This window comes from Nocardiopsis sp. iso_25, assembly GCF_056173305.1.
Genome location: NZ_CM149667.1, coordinates 5,481,258 through 5,497,114, shown reverse-complemented (window position 1 = coordinate 5,497,114; position 15,857 = coordinate 5,481,258). Strand labels below are relative to the sequence as shown.

Sequence of the window (15,857 nt, the reverse complement as noted above, 5' to 3'; positions counted from 1 at the left end):
ACCTCCACGGGAGGCGCTGCCCTTCATGCCTGCCAGAGCACTCACAAATGATTCCAATTCGGGCGAAGAGAATAAAGCTGACAGGGGATGAAAACTCACCTGTCCTTTTCCGGCGTGTGCTCTGATCCGGGCTTATGTCCGACCGGGTGGTTTCTTCGAACCGGGTTCGAAGAAAAGTTCGCCATCACGCTCGGTGTGCCCTAATCTTCTACCCGAACACACAACTCCATACGCGGAAAGACCCCGCGACGGTTTCCCACCGCCCGGGGTCGTGGCCAGCAACATCCACCCTTTAGATCAAGGAATTTGCCAGCATGCGCCAGTTTAGCGCTGCGCTTCTCAGCCGTGCCCTCGGCCCGCTGATCGCGTTCTTCTCCTACCCGTGCGGACGCCACTCCACGGTTGTCGGCCGCCGCCGACGCTCCTCCCGCGTCCGCCGCTACGCTCCCTCACCGCCCGCCGCTCCCGTGCAGGCCGGTCGGAGCCCGGCCTCCTCACGTCGCGCGGTTCCGGAACGTTCCGCGCCTTCCGGGCCCCGCGAAACGTCCGCGCGCCCCGGGGTTCCCGCGCCGCGGCTCACTCCGCCCAGGCAACAGATCGACGCAGAGGAAGTAGCCCTCGTACGCCCCTACTTCACCGCCCACGAAAGCCTCCGCGCCGCCGAGCCCCGGGTTCCCGCACCCCGCAAGGCCGAACGCAGGACCCCCGCGCCCGGCAGTCCCGCGCCCGGTAGCTCCGCACCCCGGGAGACCGAGACCGAGGAGGTGCGCCGCGCGTTCGAGCAGGTCCGGATACGCGCCGCCGCCATCGTCCGGCAGTGGCGGGAGGACCCCGGCGGTGACCTGCTCGGCGGCCCCGCACCCCGGTTCGGCGTCGTCGGACCCCCGCGACCCGCGCCCGCACCCGCCCCGGACGGAGAGTGGGACGAACTCACCTCCCGCATCCGCCTCCTGCTCCAGCAGCGGCAGGGCGCGACGGCGTGAACGCCACCGCCCCGGGGGAGCACCCCGTCCGCCGACCAGGCAAGACAGTGCCGGGTCGGCGGACGGGACCGGCCTCAGGTCAGGTCCGAGTACCGCCCGACGTTGGGCACCGGCGGGGTGTCCTTGGGCCGCACGCCGATCTTGGACCCCAGCCACACCAGCGGGTCGTACTTGCGGTCCACCACCCGCTCCTTGAGCGGGATCAGCGCGTTGTCGGTGATGCGGATGTTCTCCGGGCACACCTCCGTGCAGCACTTGGTGATGTTGCAGTACCCCAGCCCGAACTCCTCCTGGGCGATGAGCCTGCGGTCGGCGGTGTCCTCGGGGTGCATCTCCAGCTCCGCCACCCGCATGAGGTAGCGCGGACCCGAGAAGTGCTCCTTGTTCTCCTCGTGGTCGCGGATCACGTGGCAGGTGTTGTTGCACAGGAAGCACTCGATGCACTTGCGGAACTCCTGCTGGCGTTCCACGTCCTCCTGGCTCATCCGGAAGTCACCCGGGGCCTTGGCCGGATCCGGTGTGAACGAGGGGATCTCCCGCGCCTTCTGGTAGTTGTACGACACGTCGCACACCAGGTCCCGGACCACCGGGAAGGCGCGCATCGGCGTCACCGTCACCACCTCGTCGTCCTCGAACACGCTCATCCGCGTCATGCACGACAGCCGGGGACGGCCGTTGATCTCCACCGAGCACGAACCGCACTTGCCCGCCTTGCAGTTCCACCGCACCGCCAGGTCCGGGGTCTGCGTGGCCTGGAGGCGGTGCAGCACGTCGAGCACCACCTCGCCCTCGTTGACCTCGACCCGGTACTCGGCGAGCCCGCCCTCGCCCGAACCCCGCCACACCCGGAACACACGCTCGCTCATGACTGGCCCTCCTCGGCCGCGCCGTCCGCCGCCCCCGCCGCGGGCAGCTCCTCCTCCGTCAGGTACTTGGCCAGCTCGTCGCGTTCGAAGAGGGCGAGCAGCCCGGCCGGGATGTCGGCGAGCGCGAGCCGCGACAGCGACACCCGGTCGGAGCGGTCGGCCCGCACCGCCAGGTTCACCCGTCGCCACTCGGCCGACATGCCGGGGAAGTCCTCGCGCGTGTGCCCGCCGCGCGACTCGGTGCGCTCCAGGGCGGCCGCGGCCACCGCGCGCGAGACCAGGACCATGTTGGGCAGCGCCAGCGCCAGGTGCCAGCCCGGGTTGTAGACCCGGTCGCCCGGGGCGCTGAGCGCGCGCGACCGCTCCGCCAGCTCGTCCAGCCGCTCCAGGGCCCGCTCCATCTCCGGACCCTTGCGGATGATGCCCACCAGGTCGTTCATGGTCTCCTGGAGGTCGGTGTGCAGCGTGTACGGGTTCTCGCCGCCGCCCTGCCTCAGGAAGTGCAGCGCGTACGAGGACGCCTCGTCCGCCGCCCGGTCCAGGAGCCCGGCCGGTGCGGGCCGGTCGCCGAGCCCGTCCACGTAGGCCGCAGCGCCCAGCCCCGCCCTGCGACCGAACACCAGCAGGTCCGACAGGGAGTTGCCGCCCAGCCGGTTGGAGCCGTGCATGCCGCCCGCCACCTCACCGGCCGCGAACAGCCCGGGCACGTCGGAGGCGGCGGTGTCGGCGTCCACCCGCACCCCGCCCATCACGTAGTGGCAGGTGGGGCCCACCTCCATGGGCTCGGCGGTGATGTCCACGTCCGCCAGCTCCTTGAACTGGTGGTGCATGGACGGCAGCCGCTTGACGATCTCCTCGGCGGGCAGACGGGTGGACACGTCCAGGAACACGCCGCCGTGCGGCGATCCCCGGCCCTCCTTGACCTCGGTGTTAATCGCCCGCGCGACCTCGTCGCGGGGCAGCAGCTCCGGCGGCCTCCGGTGCTTGCCGGGGTCGTCGTACCAGCCGTCGGCCTCCTCCTCGCTCTCGGCGTACTGGGAGCGGAACACGTCCGGCACGTAGCCGAACATGAACCGCTCGCCCTCGGAGTTGCGCAGCACGCCGCCGTCGCCGCGCACCGACTCGGTGACGAGGATGCCCTTCACGGACGGAGGCCAGACCATCCCGGTGGGGTGGAACTGGACGAACTCCATGTTGATCAGGGAGGCCCCGGCCCGCAGCGCCAGCGCGTGGCCGTCGCCGGTGTACTCCCAGGAGTTGGAGGTGGTGCGGAAGGCCTTGCCGATGCCGCCGGTGGCCAGGACCACCGAGGGCGCCTCGAACAGGACGAACCCGCCGTCCACCCGGCGGTAGCCGAACGCGCCGACGATCCGTCCCGGCGTCCTCGCGTTCCCAGTCGCGCCCGCGCCCGCGTCCCCGGCTCCATCCGTGTCCGGGTCCACGGCGGTGGCCCCGTCCGCGCAGCCGCCCGGCCGCCCGGCCGCGTCCACGGCAGTCGCACCGGCACCGCCTCCCACGGCGGCACCCGAACCGGCACCGGGTCCGTCGTCCTCGGTGATCAGGCGGGTGATCGCGGTCTCGGCGAACACGCGGATGCGCGCCTCGGGGTCGCCCAGCTCCGCGGCGTCCTCCTGCTGGAGCGCGACGACCCGCTGCTGGAGGGTGCGGATCATCTCCAGGCCGGTGCGGTCGCCCACGTGCGCCAGCCTCGGGTACTCGTGGCCGCCGAAGTTGCGCTGGCTGATCCTCCCCTCCGCGGTGCGGTCGAAGAGCGCGCCCCAGTACTCCAGTTCGAGGATGCGCTCGGGCGCCTCGCGGGCGTGCAGCTCGGCCATGCGCGGGTCGTTGAGGAACTTGCCGCCGCGGACGGTGTCGCGGAAGTGCACGCGCCACTCGTCTTCCGGGTTGGCGTTGCCGAGAGCGGCGGCGGCACCGCCCTCGGCCATCACGGTGTGGGCCTTGCCGAACAGCGACTTGGAGATGACCGCGGTGCGCTTGCCCTGCTCGCGGGCGGCGATCGCGGCCCGCAGCCCGGCTCCGCCCGCCCCGATCACCACGACGTCGTAGGCGTACCGGGTGATCCCGGGTTCTGCTGTGGGGGGCATCTGGTCGTGCCTTCCTTCCCCTTGGCTCAGTTGAGGATGCGCAGGTCGTCGATGGTGCCGCTGGCGATCAGGGCGATGTAGGCGTCCGTGAGGATCAGGGTCGCGATGCTCAGCCAGCCGAAGTACATGTGCCGGTGGTTGAGCACGGACAGGCGGCCCCACATCCAGTAGCGGACGGGGTGCCTGCCGAAGCTGCGCAGCCGTCCGCCGAAGATGTGGCGGCACGAGTGGCAGCTGAGCGTGTAGCCCCACAGCATGAGCACGTTGAGGAGCATGATGAGGTTGCCCAGCCCGATGCCGAAGCCGCCCCCGGTGCCGTGGAAGAAGGCGATCAGCATGTCCCACGTGTTGATGAGCGTGATGGCGAAGGCCGCGTAGAAGAAGTAGCGGTGGCCGTTCTGGACCAGCATCAGGGGGCGGGTCTCGCCGGTGTAGGCGCCGTGGGGCTCGCGCACGGCGCACGCCGGGGGCGAGAACCAGAACGAGCGGTAGTAGGCCTTGCGGTAGTAGTAGCAGGTCAGCCGGAACAGCAGCAGGATCGGCAGGCTGACCAGGGCGTAGGGGATGAGTGGCGGGAACTCCACCGGCAGGCGCCCGAACAGGGCCGCGTCGGGCGCGCACTGCTGCGCGATGCACGGCGAGTAGAACGGGGTCAGGTAGTGGTGTTCCCGGACCCAGTAGTGGTCCTGCTGGAACACACGCAGGGTCGCGTAGACGACGAAGGTGGCCAGCCCCAGCGCGGTGAGGAGGGGGCCCAGCCACCAGTTGTCGGTGCGCAGGGTCCGTTGGGGGATGCGTGCCCGGCCGCCCCCGGGGCCTGCGTTCTCGGTCGCTGTCACCGTTGTCTTGCACCTCCTGTGGGAAGGTCCCGGTCGGGCGGGGCGCGGTACCCGCCTGCTTCGGCCGCGACCGCCGCGCAGGACGGCTGCGTGGAGGAGCCGTGGCGAACCGTCCCGCAACGCAACGTTAGGGCGTTGTGATCACGGTCACGTCCCGGAGGGTGGGAGGCGTCGGGGAAAGCTATGTGAAATGCGCCACTTCTGAGCGCTTATTTGGGGTGTTTTGTCGTCTCAAGTGGCCAGAAATCCCTTATGGCAACCGGGGTGCTTCAGGGGCGCCGGTGGCGTGTGGTAAGGGGAGTGGCCGCCGGAAACCGGTGGGGAAGGCGGCCGGGCCGGAGCGCTCCGGCAGGTGTGCGCGCGGTCGGCGGCGGGGTCAGTCCGCCTCGTCCTCGGGGGAGAGCAGGACCTCCAGGTCCGGGCCCAGGTCCTGCGGCGACATGCCCAGCAGGTAGCCGTTGAGGTGGCGGCGGAACGCCTCCGCCGAGTGCGAGGGCTCCACGTCCCGGCGCCGCGCCAGCGCCACCGTCCGCAGCAGGCGCGGCCGGGCCAGCGGGGTCCCGCGCAAGCTCTGGCGGTTGCGCAGCACCATGCTCGGCACCACCGCCAGCCCCAGGCCCGCCTCCACGAACCGCAGCACGGCGTCCATCTCCCCGCCCTCCACGGCCAGCTCGGGCTCGAAACCCGACGCCCGGCACGCGCGCAGCGTCGCCTCGCGCACGTCGTAGCCGCGCCGGAACATCACCAGCGGGCGCCCCCGCAGCTCGGTGATGCGGATCGAGGCCCGTCCGTTGGGGGAGGGGCCCGACATCGGGCTCGCCACCACCAGGTTCTCCCGCAGGATCGGCGTCGTGGAGAAGTCGGGGTCGCTGCTGTGCAGCGGCAGGATGATCAGCGCCAGGTCCAGCTCGCCCCGCCCCAGGTCGCGGATGAGGTCGCGCGAGCCGCTCTCCTCAACCTGGAGTTCGATGCCGGGGAAGCGGGTATGGAAGTCGGCGAGCACGTCGGCCAGCAGCCCCGCGCACAGCGACGGGGTCGCGCCGAGCCGCACGCGGCCACGGCGCACCCCGGCCAGCTCGGCCACCTCGCGCCGGGCCGTCTCCAGGTCGGCGAGCATGCGCTGGGCGAGCGGAAGCAGCGCCTCGCCGGCCGGTGTGAGTGTGATGTTTCCCCGGGCACGACTGAATAACGGCGCGCCCAGCTCCTGTTCGAGACTGCGGATCTGCTTGCTCAGACTGGGCTGTGCGACGCGCGAAAGCTCTGCTGCGCGGGTGAAATGGCGTGTGCGGGCCACCGCGACGAAGTAGGCGAGCTGCTGGAACTGCATGTTCCATAGCCTACGTCTATCGACTCAAGCATCCCGATGACTTGGACTCCTGGCTTACCCAGAACTTACAGTGACAGGCTGTGGCGAACAGTACCTTGACCAAGAAGCGGTCTACGGCCTACGGGTCCACGGTGGCGCTCAAGGCAGCGATGGCGATCACCGGGGCGATCCTCGTGCTGTATTTGATCGCGCACATGTACGGCAACCTGAAAGTGTTCTCGGGCCAGGAGGCCTTCGACGGCTACGCCCACAGCCTCCGGGAGCTGGGCTACCCGCTGCTGCCCGAGAGCGGATTCCTGTGGATCTTCCGCATCGTCCTGCTGGCGAGCGTCCTGATCCACATCTACGCGGCGGTGACGCTGTGGGCCCGCGCCCGCAGAGCGCGTCCGGCTGCCCAGCGCTACCAGGTGAAGAAGAGGGTGGCCCGCAGCTACGCCTCCTACACCATGCGCTACGGCGGCGTCCTGGTCGCGCTGTTCGTGGTCTTCCACATCCTGCACCTGACCACGAACACCATCGCCCCCGGCGGTGCGTCCGACAGCCCCTACGAGCGGCTCGTGAACGGGTTCCAGCCCGAGTTCTGGTACGTGACCCTGTTCTACATCCTGTCCGTGATCGCTGTGGGCCTGCACCTGCGGCACGGCATCTGGAGCGCCCTGGCCACCCTCGGCGTCAACCAGACCAGCCGTCAGGGCATGCTCAACGCGGTCGCCGTGGGCCTGTCGCTGATCGTGACGGTCGGCTTCCTGCTCCCGCCTCTGGCGGTCACCTTTGGACTGGTGAGTTAATTGTCTGACAACGATTTCTACCGCGTCGGCGACCCGATCCGGGACGAGAAGGCCCCGGAGGGCCCGATCAACGAGCGCTGGGACAAGCGGCGCTTCTCGGCGAAGCTGGTCAACCCCGCGAACCGGCGCAAGCTCTCCGTGATCATGGTGGGCACCGGCCTGGCCGGCGCCTCCGCGGCCGCGACCCTGGGCGAGGCGGGCTACAAGGTCACCTCGTTCTGCTACCAGGACAGCCCGCGGCGTGCGCACTCCATCGCGGCCCAGGGCGGCATCAACGCCGCCAAGAACTACCGCAACGACGGCGACAGCATCTACCGGCTGTTCTACGACACCGTCAAGGGCGGCGACTTCCGCTCCCGCGAGTCGAACGTCTACCGCCTGGCCCAGACCAGCGTCGAGATCATCGACCAGTGCGTCGCCCAGGGCGTGCCCTTCGCCCGCGAGTACGGCGGTCTGCTCGACAACCGCTCCTTCGGCGGCGTGCAGGTCTCGCGTACCTTCTACGCGCGCGGCCAGACGGGCCAGCAGCTGCTCATCGGCGCCTACCAGGCCCTGGAGCGCCAGATCGCGGCGGGCAGCGTCAAGATGCACACCCGCCACGAGATGCTGGAAGTCATCGTCGTGGACGGCCGCGCGCGCGGCGTCATCGTCCGCGACATGGTCACCGGTGAGATCGAGACCCACTTCGCCGACGCCGTGGTGCTGGCCACCGGCGGCTACGGCAACGTGTTCTTCCTGTCGACCAACGCGATGGGCTCGAACGTCACCGCGACCTGGCGCGCGCACCGCAAGGGCGCGCTCTTCGCCAACCCGTGCTACACGCAGATCCACCCGACCTGCATCCCGGTCAGCGGCGACTACCAGTCCAAGCTGACCCTGATGAGCGAGTCGCTGCGCAACGACGGCCGCATCTGGGTGCCCAAGGCGCACGGGGACACCCGCGACCCGCGCCAGATCCCGGAGGAGGAGCGCGACTACTACCTGGAGCGCATCTACCCGGCCTTCGGCAACCTGGTGCCGCGCGACATCGCCTCCCGCGCCGCCAAGAACGTCTGCGACGAGGGCCGCGGCGTGGGCCCCGGCGGTCTGGGCGTCTACCTGGACTTCGCCGACGCCATCGCGCGCATGGGGCAGGACGCCGTCGAGGCCAAGTACGGCAACCTGTTCGACATGTACCAGCGCATCACCGGTGAGAACCCGTACGAGGTTCCGATGCGCATCTACCCGGCCGTGCACTACACCATGGGCGGTCTGTGGGTCGACTACGACCTCCAGAGCTCCATCCCGGGCCTGTTCGTGACCGGTGAGGCCAACTTCTCCGACCACGGCGCCAACCGCCTGGGCGCGAGCGCGCTGATGCAGGGGCTGGCGGACGGCTACTTCGTCCTGCCCAACACCATCAACGACTACCTGTCGTCGGGTCCCTTCGAGGCCCTCGACGAGTCGCACCCCGAGGCCGTGGCGGCCAAGGACCAGGTGACCTCCCGCATCGACAAGCTGCTGTCCGTCCAGGGCTCCCGCACCGTCGACTCCTTCCACAAGGAGCTCGGCCACATCATGTGGGAGTACTGCGGCATGGAGCGCAGCGAGGAGGGCCTGACCAAGGCCATCGAGCTCATCCGGGCGCTGCGGGCCGAGTTCTGGCGCGACGTCAAGGTGCTCGGTGCCAACGAGGAGTTCAACCAGGCGCTGGAGAAGGCCAACCGCGTGGCCGACTTCCTGGAGCTGGGCGAGCTCATGTGCATCGACGCCCTGCACCGCCGCGAGTCCTGCGGCGGCCACTTCCGCGCCGAGAGCCAGACCGAGGACGGCGAGGCGCTGCGCCACGACGACGAGTTCGCCTACGTGGCTGCCTGGGCGTTCGGCGGCGATGACAGCAAGCCCGTGCTCCACAAGGAGAACCTGGAGTACGAGTACGTCGAGATGAAGCAGCGGAGCTACAAGTGAACATCACCCTGCGCGTATGGCGTCAGAAGGGGCCGGACGACGAGGGTCGGCTGGCCACGTACAAGCTCACCGACGTCTCCCCGGACATGTCGTTCCTGGAGATGCTCGACGTCCTCAACGAGAAGCTCACGCTGGAGAACGAGGACCCGGTCGCCTTCGACCACGACTGCCGCGAGGGCATCTGCGGCGCCTGTGGTGTCGTGATCGACGGTGAGGCGCACGGCCCCGAGCGCACCACGACCTGCCAGCTGCACATGCGCAGCTTCAACGACGGCGACACCATCACGGTGGAGCCGTGGCGGGCCAAGGCGTTCCCGGTCGTCAGGGACCTGGTCGTGGACCGCGGCGCGTTCGACCGCATCATCCAGGCGGGCGGCTACATCAGCGCCCCGACGGGTACCGCGCCCGACGCCCACGCCAACCCGATCCCGAAGCCGGACGCGGACCGCGCGTTCGACGCCGCGACCTGCATCGGCTGCGGCGCGTGCGTGGCGGCCTGCCCGAACGCCTCCAGCATGCTGTTCACCGCCGCGAAGGTCACGCACCTGGGCATGCTCCCGCAGGGGCAGCCCGAGCGGTCCTCGCGCGTGGTGAAGATGATCAACCAGCAGGACGAGGAGGACTTCGGCGGCTGCACCAACATCGGTGAGTGCGCCGCGGTCTGCCCGAAGGGCATCCCGCTGGACACGATCTCGCAGCTCAACCGCGACCTGCTGGGCTCGCTCAGCAAGGGCGTCGGCTGACCGCCGCCCCTGTCGCACCGCACGGGCCGCGCTCCTTCGGGGGCGCGGCCCGTCGCCGCTTCCGGGGGTCACTCCGCCCGGGGCCGGAGCCGTCCGGCGTCCCGCTCCACCGGCTCCTGGGACTGCTCCGGGACCCTGCGCGTCTGGCGGCTCGCGACGAAGTCCTCGACGGCGGTGACGACCGCGGCCTCGACACTGACGCCGTCCCGCTCCGCGACCTCCCTGAGCAGGGCGTGGAGGCCGTCGTGCATGTGCAGGTGCATGTCCATGGCTCGAAGGTAGCGGCTGCCGGGCCCGGGCGAGGGGAAAACGCGGAGACCGGCGCCTCCGGGCCCGGCCGCGGGCCGTCGCCGCTTTCGGGGTCACTCAGCGGGAGGCATGAGTCCTCTCAGCCGGTCGGCGATCTCGGGGACGTCCGCCAGGTCGCCGGTGGTGACCGCGATGACCAGGTCGTAGGCGGTGTTCTGGTCGGGTCTGCCCACCTTCTGGCCGTTGAGGCGGAGGAACAGCTTGGCGCTGATCCAGGCCAGCCTCTTGTTGCCGTCCGACAGGGGATGGCCGATAAGGACCGACTGCATGAGGGCGGCGGCCTTCTGCCACACGTCCGGATAGGCGTCGTCACCGAAGGCCGTGGTCTGCGGGCGCAGCAGTGCCGCGTGGAGCTGGCCGATGTCCCGCACCGTCACATAGGACGGAAGGGTCACCTCGATGATCACGCGGACATCGGCCTTGGTGAGGTAGCGCGTCACTCGGCGAGCCTCGCCAGCAGTTCCGCGTCCTCCTCGGCGATCTCCAGCGCGTACCGGCGGATCCTCTCGGTCTGACGGGCCGCGAGGAACTCCTTCAGCGCGATGACGACCTCGGTGTTGACGCTGTTGCCGTCCTCTTCGGCCACCTCCCTGATCTCCGCGTGTACGTCGTCGGGCAGGCGTAGATGCATGTTCATGCCGCAATGATACCTGGAAGTGGTATCACTCTCTGGTACACGGTGGAGGGCGGGAACGCGGCCCCCTCCGGGGCGGCTCAGCCCTCGTGCTCGCGCCAGTGCCGGGGCAGGTCCCCGTATCCGACGCCGATCTCCACGGAGTCCCCGTCCAGGCTCCGGACGTCATCCCAGGCCACGTAGCGCTCGTGGCGGCGCATCCAGCCCAGCACCCGGTGCCACGGGGAGGGCGGCTCCAGCGAGCCCCCGTAGCCGAGGCGGCCCGCGAGCGCGCCCCGTCCCAGCACCAGGCCCAGGACGGTGTAGACCTCCCCGTCGCGGCGCACGACCACGTCCTGGACCTCGCTGACCGTCCGGCCGGAGCTGTCCGTGACCCGGCGGCCGAGCAGTTCGCTGAACAGGAATCCGCTCATCGCCCCGCCCCCGGGATGCGGCCGATGACGTTGCGGCTCAGCCACCTCTCCGCCGCGCGGCTCCCCTCGGGCACAGGAGTGGACAGACGGGTTGTGGGGGCGAAGTCCTCGACGTCGCCCACCGGGATGCGCACGGGCTCGTGCTCGGAGGGCCGCAGCCTGCTCAACACCGTGCGCCACAGCCTCCCCAGGCGCCCCGAGAGCCTGGGGCCCAGGGCGGCGGAGCCGGTGAGCAGCGCCGTCATGACCGGAGGGGAGCCCTCCTCCCAGGAGAACTCGACGTCGTCCGCCTTGCCCACCGGCTGCCCGTCGCGGTCGACGATCTGGCGGTCCAGCACGGTGAAGCCGATCCGGAACACGGACTCGCGCTCCCGGTCCTCCGGCATCTCACTGCCCCGCTTTCGTGTAGAGCATCAGGGGGACGGCCACGACCGACACCGCGAGCAGCAGGACCAGGTAGACCGAGCCCACGATGTTGGTGAACCGCGAGTTCACCCGGTCGCCCAGGTAGCGGCGGTCGTTGGCGACCACGAAGATCGGCAGGTAGGTGAGCGGGAGCGCCACCGCCGACAGCACGATGCTGTACTCGACCACCTTGACCGGGTCGATCCCGGTGAGGACGAAGAGGGTGCCCGCCACCAGGCCCAGCAGGATGACCGAGTGGAAGAGCGCCGCCCGCACGGGCGGCCGGGTCTTGCCCCACGGCCAGCCGAAGTACTGGGCCACGCTGTAGCCCGACGCCAGGGACGACTCCAGCGCGGCGCCGAACGTGGCCGCGAAGAAGCCCACGAGGACCACGACCAGCCCGACCTTGCCCAGCGCCGCGACCACGGGTAGCGCGACCTGGCCCAGGTCCTCCACGTGGACGTCGGCGGGCATGAGCCAGGCCGCCGCGCAGCCCATGATGGCCAGGGCGAGCAGGCCGCCCACCGGGAAGCCGAGGAAGATGTTGATCCGGGCCGTGGCCAGGTCGCGGGGGGTCCACTTCTCCTCCACCCCGCTGGAGGAGAAGAACAGGACCGAGTAGGGGGTCATCGTCGCGCCGAACAGCGCGATCGCGTAGTAGGACCACACCGGCCACTCCTCCTCCGGGGGAGGGGAGAAGCTCGCGGCGTCGGCCAGGAGACCGCCCCAGTCGGGGCTCAGCCGCCACAGGGCGACGGCGAACACGACCAGGGCCAGGCCGAGCAGCCCGTAGGTCTTCTCCATCCACCCGAACGGCATCCGCCACACGACCACCCAGACCAGGAACCCGGCCACCGGGACCCACAGCAGGTAGTGGACGCTGCTGGCCAGTTCGAGGGCGAGCGCGATACCGCCGATCTGCGCCGACATGGTCAGCAGGGTGATGACGTAGGACGCCAGCAGGTTGGCCAGGCCCGCGCGGGCGCCGAGCCGCTCGCGGACCAGGTCGAAGACGGCCCGGCCGCTGACGGCCGTGACGCGCGCCGCCATCTCGGTGAAGAGCATGATCCCGATGACGCCGACGGGGATCACCCAGGCCAGGGACATCCCGAAGCGGGAGCCGACCACGGAGGCGGAGACCAGGTCGCCGATGTCCAGGAACCCGCCGACGGCGGTGAGCATGCCCAGGGTGAAGGACAGGAGGATTCTCACCGCAGCTCCTCCTGGAGTCCCGCCAGCGCGTCGGCGGTCCCGCGGAGCGCCTCGGCGGCCCCGGCCACCCCGTCGCGGTCCTCCCTCCCCAGCGCGACGCGCAGGTCGGACAGGCCGTGGACGGCGGCGTCGGACAGGTCCGTCACCTCGTCCCGCAGGCCGTCGCAGTTCGGAGAGGGCGGCTGGAGGGAGCCGAAGGTGTCGGTGAGGGAGCGGGCCGAGTCCTCCGCGTCCTTGGCGCTGACCTCCAGGTAGGACTGGAACGCCCGGTCGTCCTCGGCCAGTTCCGCGACCAGCGTCCCCGTGCGGACGCCCGACAGCAGGTCCCCGGTGGTCTGCCGGGCGTCGTCGCGGTAGGCGTCCTCGGTCAGCGCCGGGGCGGTGCAGCCCGCGGACGCCAGCGCGAGGGCCGCCGCCAGGGCGGCGGGCGCGCACCGCGCGAGGACGTCCAGGGTCCCGCGGGGGCGCCCCGGCCGCGGCCGTTCGCTACCCGTCATGGCTCAGGACCCTAACCGCGGGCGGGCCCGGCGGCCGCGCCCATCCGCGGCGTGTCACCTGGGCGTTCGCGGTGTGCCGCCCGGCGGCCGTGCCGTGCCTCGGGACGGCGGTCCTCGCCTCGGGGGCGGTGGGCCTCCCTCAGGCCCGATAGCGCCGCGCGACCGTGTGGAAGGCCTCCTTGGGCTCCCAGGACGACGGGTCGTCCCCGGCCGTGCGCACCACGCCGAACCCGGCCGCGTCCAGGTCGTACACGGGGTCCTCGCTGTGCGGGAAGCCCGGCATGGCGAACGTGAACACGAACGCGCCGTGCACCCCCCGCTCCCGGTACAGCCCCAGCAGCGCGTCCAGGTACCCGGCCTGCACGGCCTCGTTGCGCGCGGTGCCCCGGCGCAGGCGCGGCGGGTCGGCGAACCAGTTCACCGCGAGGAAGGACGCGGCCCCGCGCAGTTCGGCCCCGTCGTGGGCGCCGCAGCCGAACTCGGTGATCACCAGGGGCCTGCCGCAACCGTCCCGGAGCGCGTCCAGCCGCCGTTCGTAGGCGTCGGCGTCGGTCCCGGACCGGTACAGGTTCGCCCCGGCCAGGTCGAAGCCCGACCAGTCCACCTCCTCCCAGCCCCCGGCCCCGTAGGTCACCGGCCCCCCGAAGTGCTCGCGGGCCACGTCCAGGGCCGAGGCGAGCAGCGCGGCGAGCCTGCGCCGCATCCTGTGCTCGAAGGGGCGGCGCAGCCACGGGCGGGTGACGAACTGGAGGCGGACGGGTTCGCTCCCGCCGGGGAGCAGGCCCGGGGAGGTCAGCGAGAACTCGGTGCCGACCATGAGGGTCACGCGGCCGGGGTGCCCCAGGCGCAGCTCCTCGGCCATGCGGGCGGTGGCGGCCAGGTGCTCCAGCCGCTCGGCGACCGGCGGGTTCTCCGGCTGCGGGCGCACCCACACGTCCAGACCCGCCTCCAGGGCGGCGCGCGCGGCGGCCCGCTGCCGTCCGGTGTCGGCGCCGATCAGCATCACAGCGGTGCAGTGCAGGTCCTCGCGGATGACGCGCATGTCGCGCGCCGCCGCGTCCTCGGACACGCCGTCGGTGTGGTGGGAGATTCCTCGGATGTCCACGCGGCCATCCTGTCAGGGGGTCCGGTGGATCAGAAGGCCCCGATCGGTCCGCGTCGCCTTCAGGGCCCGCTCGCGGTCCGCTCCCGGCCGGTCTCCGCGTGCGCCGGGGCTCCGGAGACACAGGTCTCCGGAGCCGACGCGGCGGCGGACCGCCGGGCTTCGGGAGGCGCCGGAACCCCAGAGGCGCCGGAACCCCAGAGGAGGCGGGGCCGTCCGACGGGCGGGCCTCAGGGGGCGGCGGGGCGCAGCATGCAGTAGGTCGAGGGGGCCGCAGGGGGGTGGACCGCCCGCACCACCCGAAAGTCGTAGTCCTCGTAGCGGCCGATGTCCGCCGGGTCCGCCGTCTCCAGGTAGACCGGCACGCCGTCCGCGTCGGCCCGCGCCAGGCCCTGGCGCAGCAGCCGCGCCCCCGCGTCGGTCCCGTCCGCAGCGGCGGGGTCGGCACCCAGCACGCACAGGTACCAGTGCGGGCCCTCCGGCACCGACGCCCTGACCTCGCCGTTGTACCAGGTCAGCTCCGGCAGCCGGGACAGGCCCACCAGCCTGAACCAGTGCGGCAGCGACCTCAGCGGGACCGCCGCTCCCTCCCGTCCCGCGTCGGGCGGGGTCCACAGGGCCGCGCCGCGCACCACCGGGACACGCCCGGGGCCCTCCGGGGACTCCGCCACGGTGGCGTGGCCGCCGGGGACGTGCCCGAACCCGGCCAGCAGCGCGCACGCGCGGAAGTTCTGCGCCATGCGCAGGCCGTCGTCCGGGAAGAGCCACCGGAAGAGCGGGTCGTGGTAGAGGGCGCGGCTCAGCACCCCGGCCACGGCGGGCACGTCGTTCATGGTCGCGGTGCGGACCGCCTGTACCGCTGTGGGGGTCACGGGGGCTGCCTCTTCCCTGGGGCCGGGGTACCCCTGTACCCGGGGCTCCGATCACCGCTCATGGTAGGGCGGGAGACCGTCGCGGGTGGGGCGTTTCCCCGGGAAGGGGAGGCCCTCCGGTGAGGGGCGGCTCCCCGGGGAGGGGCAGCGGGCCCGCGGGCCCTCAGGAGGGGTCGCGCAGCAGGAAGTAGTTGGTTCCCGCCTCGGGGCCCTCCGCCTCCCGGACCAGCCGGAACCCGAACCGCTCGTAGAAGCCGACGGTCTTGGGGTTGAGCGTCTGGGTGAACACCGGCAGGCCCTGGGAGTCGGCGCGGTCCAGACCCGAGGTGAGCAGCCCGCCGCCGACGCCCGTGCCGACGGCGGCCGGGTCCACGCCCAGCGCCGCCAGGTACAGGTGGGGTTCCTGGGGCGCGGCCAGCTTCCACTCGGCGAACACGCGCACGAACGCGGCCAGGCGGGTGCGGCCGATCAGGGGACCCCAGTGCGGCCAGGTGCGCAGTGACACCAGCTGGCCCTCCGGGTTGGCGGTGGGCGGAGCCCACAGCGCCGCGCCGCGCACCACCGGCGCGTCCTCGCTGCCGTCCCTGGTCTCGGCGACCCGGGTGTCACCCGAGGGGACGTAGCCGAAGCCCGCGGTCAGGGCGAAGAAGCGGCGCGTCCGGGCCATCCGCAGTTCGTCGTCGGGGAACAGCCACCGGAAGAGCGGATCCTCCTGCGCTGACCTGGCCAGAACGCGCGCGACACCGGCGACGTCGTCGATCGTGGCGGTACGGGAGGCTGCTGTGACGGTTGGACTCATCCCGGAATCTCTCTGA

General features: G+C 71.4%; 18 protein-coding genes. 4 read left to right on the top strand and 14 right to left on the bottom strand.

Annotated elements, in window-relative coordinates; genetic code table 11:
• Positions 1-314: 314 nt before the first annotated feature.
• Positions 315-983: a hypothetical protein gene (locus AC0VX6_RS23630; RefSeq protein ID WP_475483701.1), complete on the top strand. Its 669-nt coding sequence runs from the start codon at positions 315-317 to the stop codon at positions 981-983.
• A gap of 74 nt (positions 984-1,057) precedes the next feature.
• Here AC0VX6_RS23630 and AC0VX6_RS23625 read toward each other — a convergent pair whose 3' ends face one another.
• The 4 genes from AC0VX6_RS23625 to AC0VX6_RS23610 form a co-directional block, all read right to left on the bottom strand.
• Complete coding sequence (locus AC0VX6_RS23625; RefSeq protein WP_130395164.1) at positions 1,058-1,849, bottom strand: succinate dehydrogenase/fumarate reductase iron-sulfur subunit; 792 nt, start codon at positions 1,847-1,849, stop codon at positions 1,058-1,060.
• A complete protein-coding gene (locus AC0VX6_RS23620) occupies positions 1,846-3,954 on the bottom strand; it encodes a fumarate reductase/succinate dehydrogenase flavoprotein subunit (protein ID WP_475466103.1) in 2,109 nt (702 codons plus the stop codon). The genes AC0VX6_RS23625 and AC0VX6_RS23620 overlap by 4 nt, the downstream gene beginning before the upstream one ends.
• 26 nt (positions 3,955-3,980) lie before the next feature.
• A complete protein-coding gene (locus AC0VX6_RS23615; protein ID WP_274974706.1) occupies positions 3,981-4,793 on the bottom strand; it encodes a hypothetical protein in 813 nt (270 codons plus the stop codon).
• 376 nt (positions 4,794-5,169) lie between these two features.
• Complete coding sequence (locus AC0VX6_RS23610) at positions 5,170-6,120, bottom strand: LysR family transcriptional regulator (protein ID WP_475466101.1); 951 nt, start codon at positions 6,118-6,120, stop codon at positions 5,170-5,172.
• A 131-nt stretch (positions 6,121-6,251) separates the two neighbouring features.
• On the opposite strand from AC0VX6_RS23610, the gene AC0VX6_RS23605 reads away from it, so the two are divergent.
• Genes AC0VX6_RS23605 through AC0VX6_RS23595 form a run of 3 tightly spaced genes read left to right on the top strand, consistent with a single transcriptional unit; the run spans position 6,252 to position 9,598 of the window.
• Positions 6,252-6,908, top strand: coding sequence for a succinate dehydrogenase cytochrome b subunit (locus AC0VX6_RS23605; protein ID WP_302475405.1), 657 nt, complete (start codon positions 6,252-6,254; stop codon positions 6,906-6,908).
• A complete protein-coding gene (locus AC0VX6_RS23600; RefSeq protein WP_274974704.1) occupies positions 6,909-8,855 on the top strand; it encodes a fumarate reductase/succinate dehydrogenase flavoprotein subunit in 1,947 nt (648 codons plus the stop codon).
• Entirely contained in the window at positions 8,852-9,598 is a 747-nt protein-coding gene (locus AC0VX6_RS23595) for a succinate dehydrogenase/fumarate reductase iron-sulfur subunit (RefSeq protein WP_017564106.1), read from the top strand. The genes AC0VX6_RS23600 and AC0VX6_RS23595 overlap by 4 nt, the downstream gene beginning before the upstream one ends.
• 68 nt (positions 9,599-9,666) lie before the next feature.
• Here AC0VX6_RS23595 and AC0VX6_RS23590 read toward each other — a convergent pair whose 3' ends face one another.
• The 10 genes from AC0VX6_RS23590 to AC0VX6_RS23545 form a co-directional block, all read right to left on the bottom strand.
• Positions 9,667-9,867 carry a CopG family transcriptional regulator gene (locus tag AC0VX6_RS23590; protein WP_274974703.1) on the bottom strand — a complete coding sequence of 67 codons (201 nt, stop codon included), beginning with the start codon at positions 9,865-9,867 and terminating at the stop codon, positions 9,667-9,669.
• A 93-nt stretch (positions 9,868-9,960) separates the two neighbouring features.
• A complete protein-coding gene (locus AC0VX6_RS23585; RefSeq protein WP_475466099.1) occupies positions 9,961-10,347 on the bottom strand; it encodes a type II toxin-antitoxin system death-on-curing family toxin in 387 nt (128 codons plus the stop codon).
• Positions 10,344-10,544 carry an Arc family DNA-binding protein gene (locus AC0VX6_RS23580; protein ID WP_212642839.1) on the bottom strand — a complete coding sequence of 67 codons (201 nt, stop codon included), beginning with the start codon at positions 10,542-10,544 and terminating at the stop codon, positions 10,344-10,346. Before AC0VX6_RS23580 ends, AC0VX6_RS23585 begins: the two co-directional genes overlap by 4 nt.
• A gap of 77 nt (positions 10,545-10,621) precedes the next feature.
• On the bottom strand, positions 10,622-10,954 hold the full coding sequence (locus tag AC0VX6_RS23575; RefSeq protein ID WP_212642840.1) for a PRC-barrel domain-containing protein: 333 nt from the start codon (positions 10,952-10,954) through the stop codon (positions 10,622-10,624).
• A complete protein-coding gene (locus tag AC0VX6_RS23570) occupies positions 10,951-11,340 on the bottom strand; it encodes a hypothetical protein (protein ID WP_212642841.1) in 390 nt (129 codons plus the stop codon). The genes AC0VX6_RS23575 and AC0VX6_RS23570 overlap by 4 nt, the downstream gene beginning before the upstream one ends.
• 1 nt (position 11,341) lies before the next feature.
• Entirely contained in the window at positions 11,342-12,571 is a 1,230-nt protein-coding gene (locus AC0VX6_RS23565; RefSeq protein ID WP_475466096.1) for an NRAMP family divalent metal transporter, read from the bottom strand.
• Positions 12,568-13,068, bottom strand: a complete 501-nt coding sequence (locus tag AC0VX6_RS23560; RefSeq protein WP_475466094.1) for a hypothetical protein — start codon at positions 13,066-13,068, stop codon at positions 12,568-12,570. The genes AC0VX6_RS23565 and AC0VX6_RS23560 overlap by 4 nt, the downstream gene beginning before the upstream one ends.
• Before the next feature lie 139 nt (positions 13,069-13,207).
• On the bottom strand, positions 13,208-14,173 hold the full coding sequence (locus AC0VX6_RS23555) for a hypothetical protein (RefSeq protein ID WP_475466093.1): 966 nt from the start codon (positions 14,171-14,173) through the stop codon (positions 13,208-13,210).
• Between the two features lie 227 nt (positions 14,174-14,400).
• Positions 14,401-15,042, bottom strand: a complete 642-nt coding sequence (locus AC0VX6_RS23550) for a GNAT family N-acetyltransferase (RefSeq protein WP_274974699.1) — start codon at positions 15,040-15,042, stop codon at positions 14,401-14,403.
• 163 nt (positions 15,043-15,205) lie between these two features.
• A complete protein-coding gene (locus AC0VX6_RS23545) occupies positions 15,206-15,841 on the bottom strand; it encodes a GNAT family N-acetyltransferase (protein WP_274974698.1) in 636 nt (211 codons plus the stop codon).
• Positions 15,842-15,857: the final 16 nt, after the last annotated feature.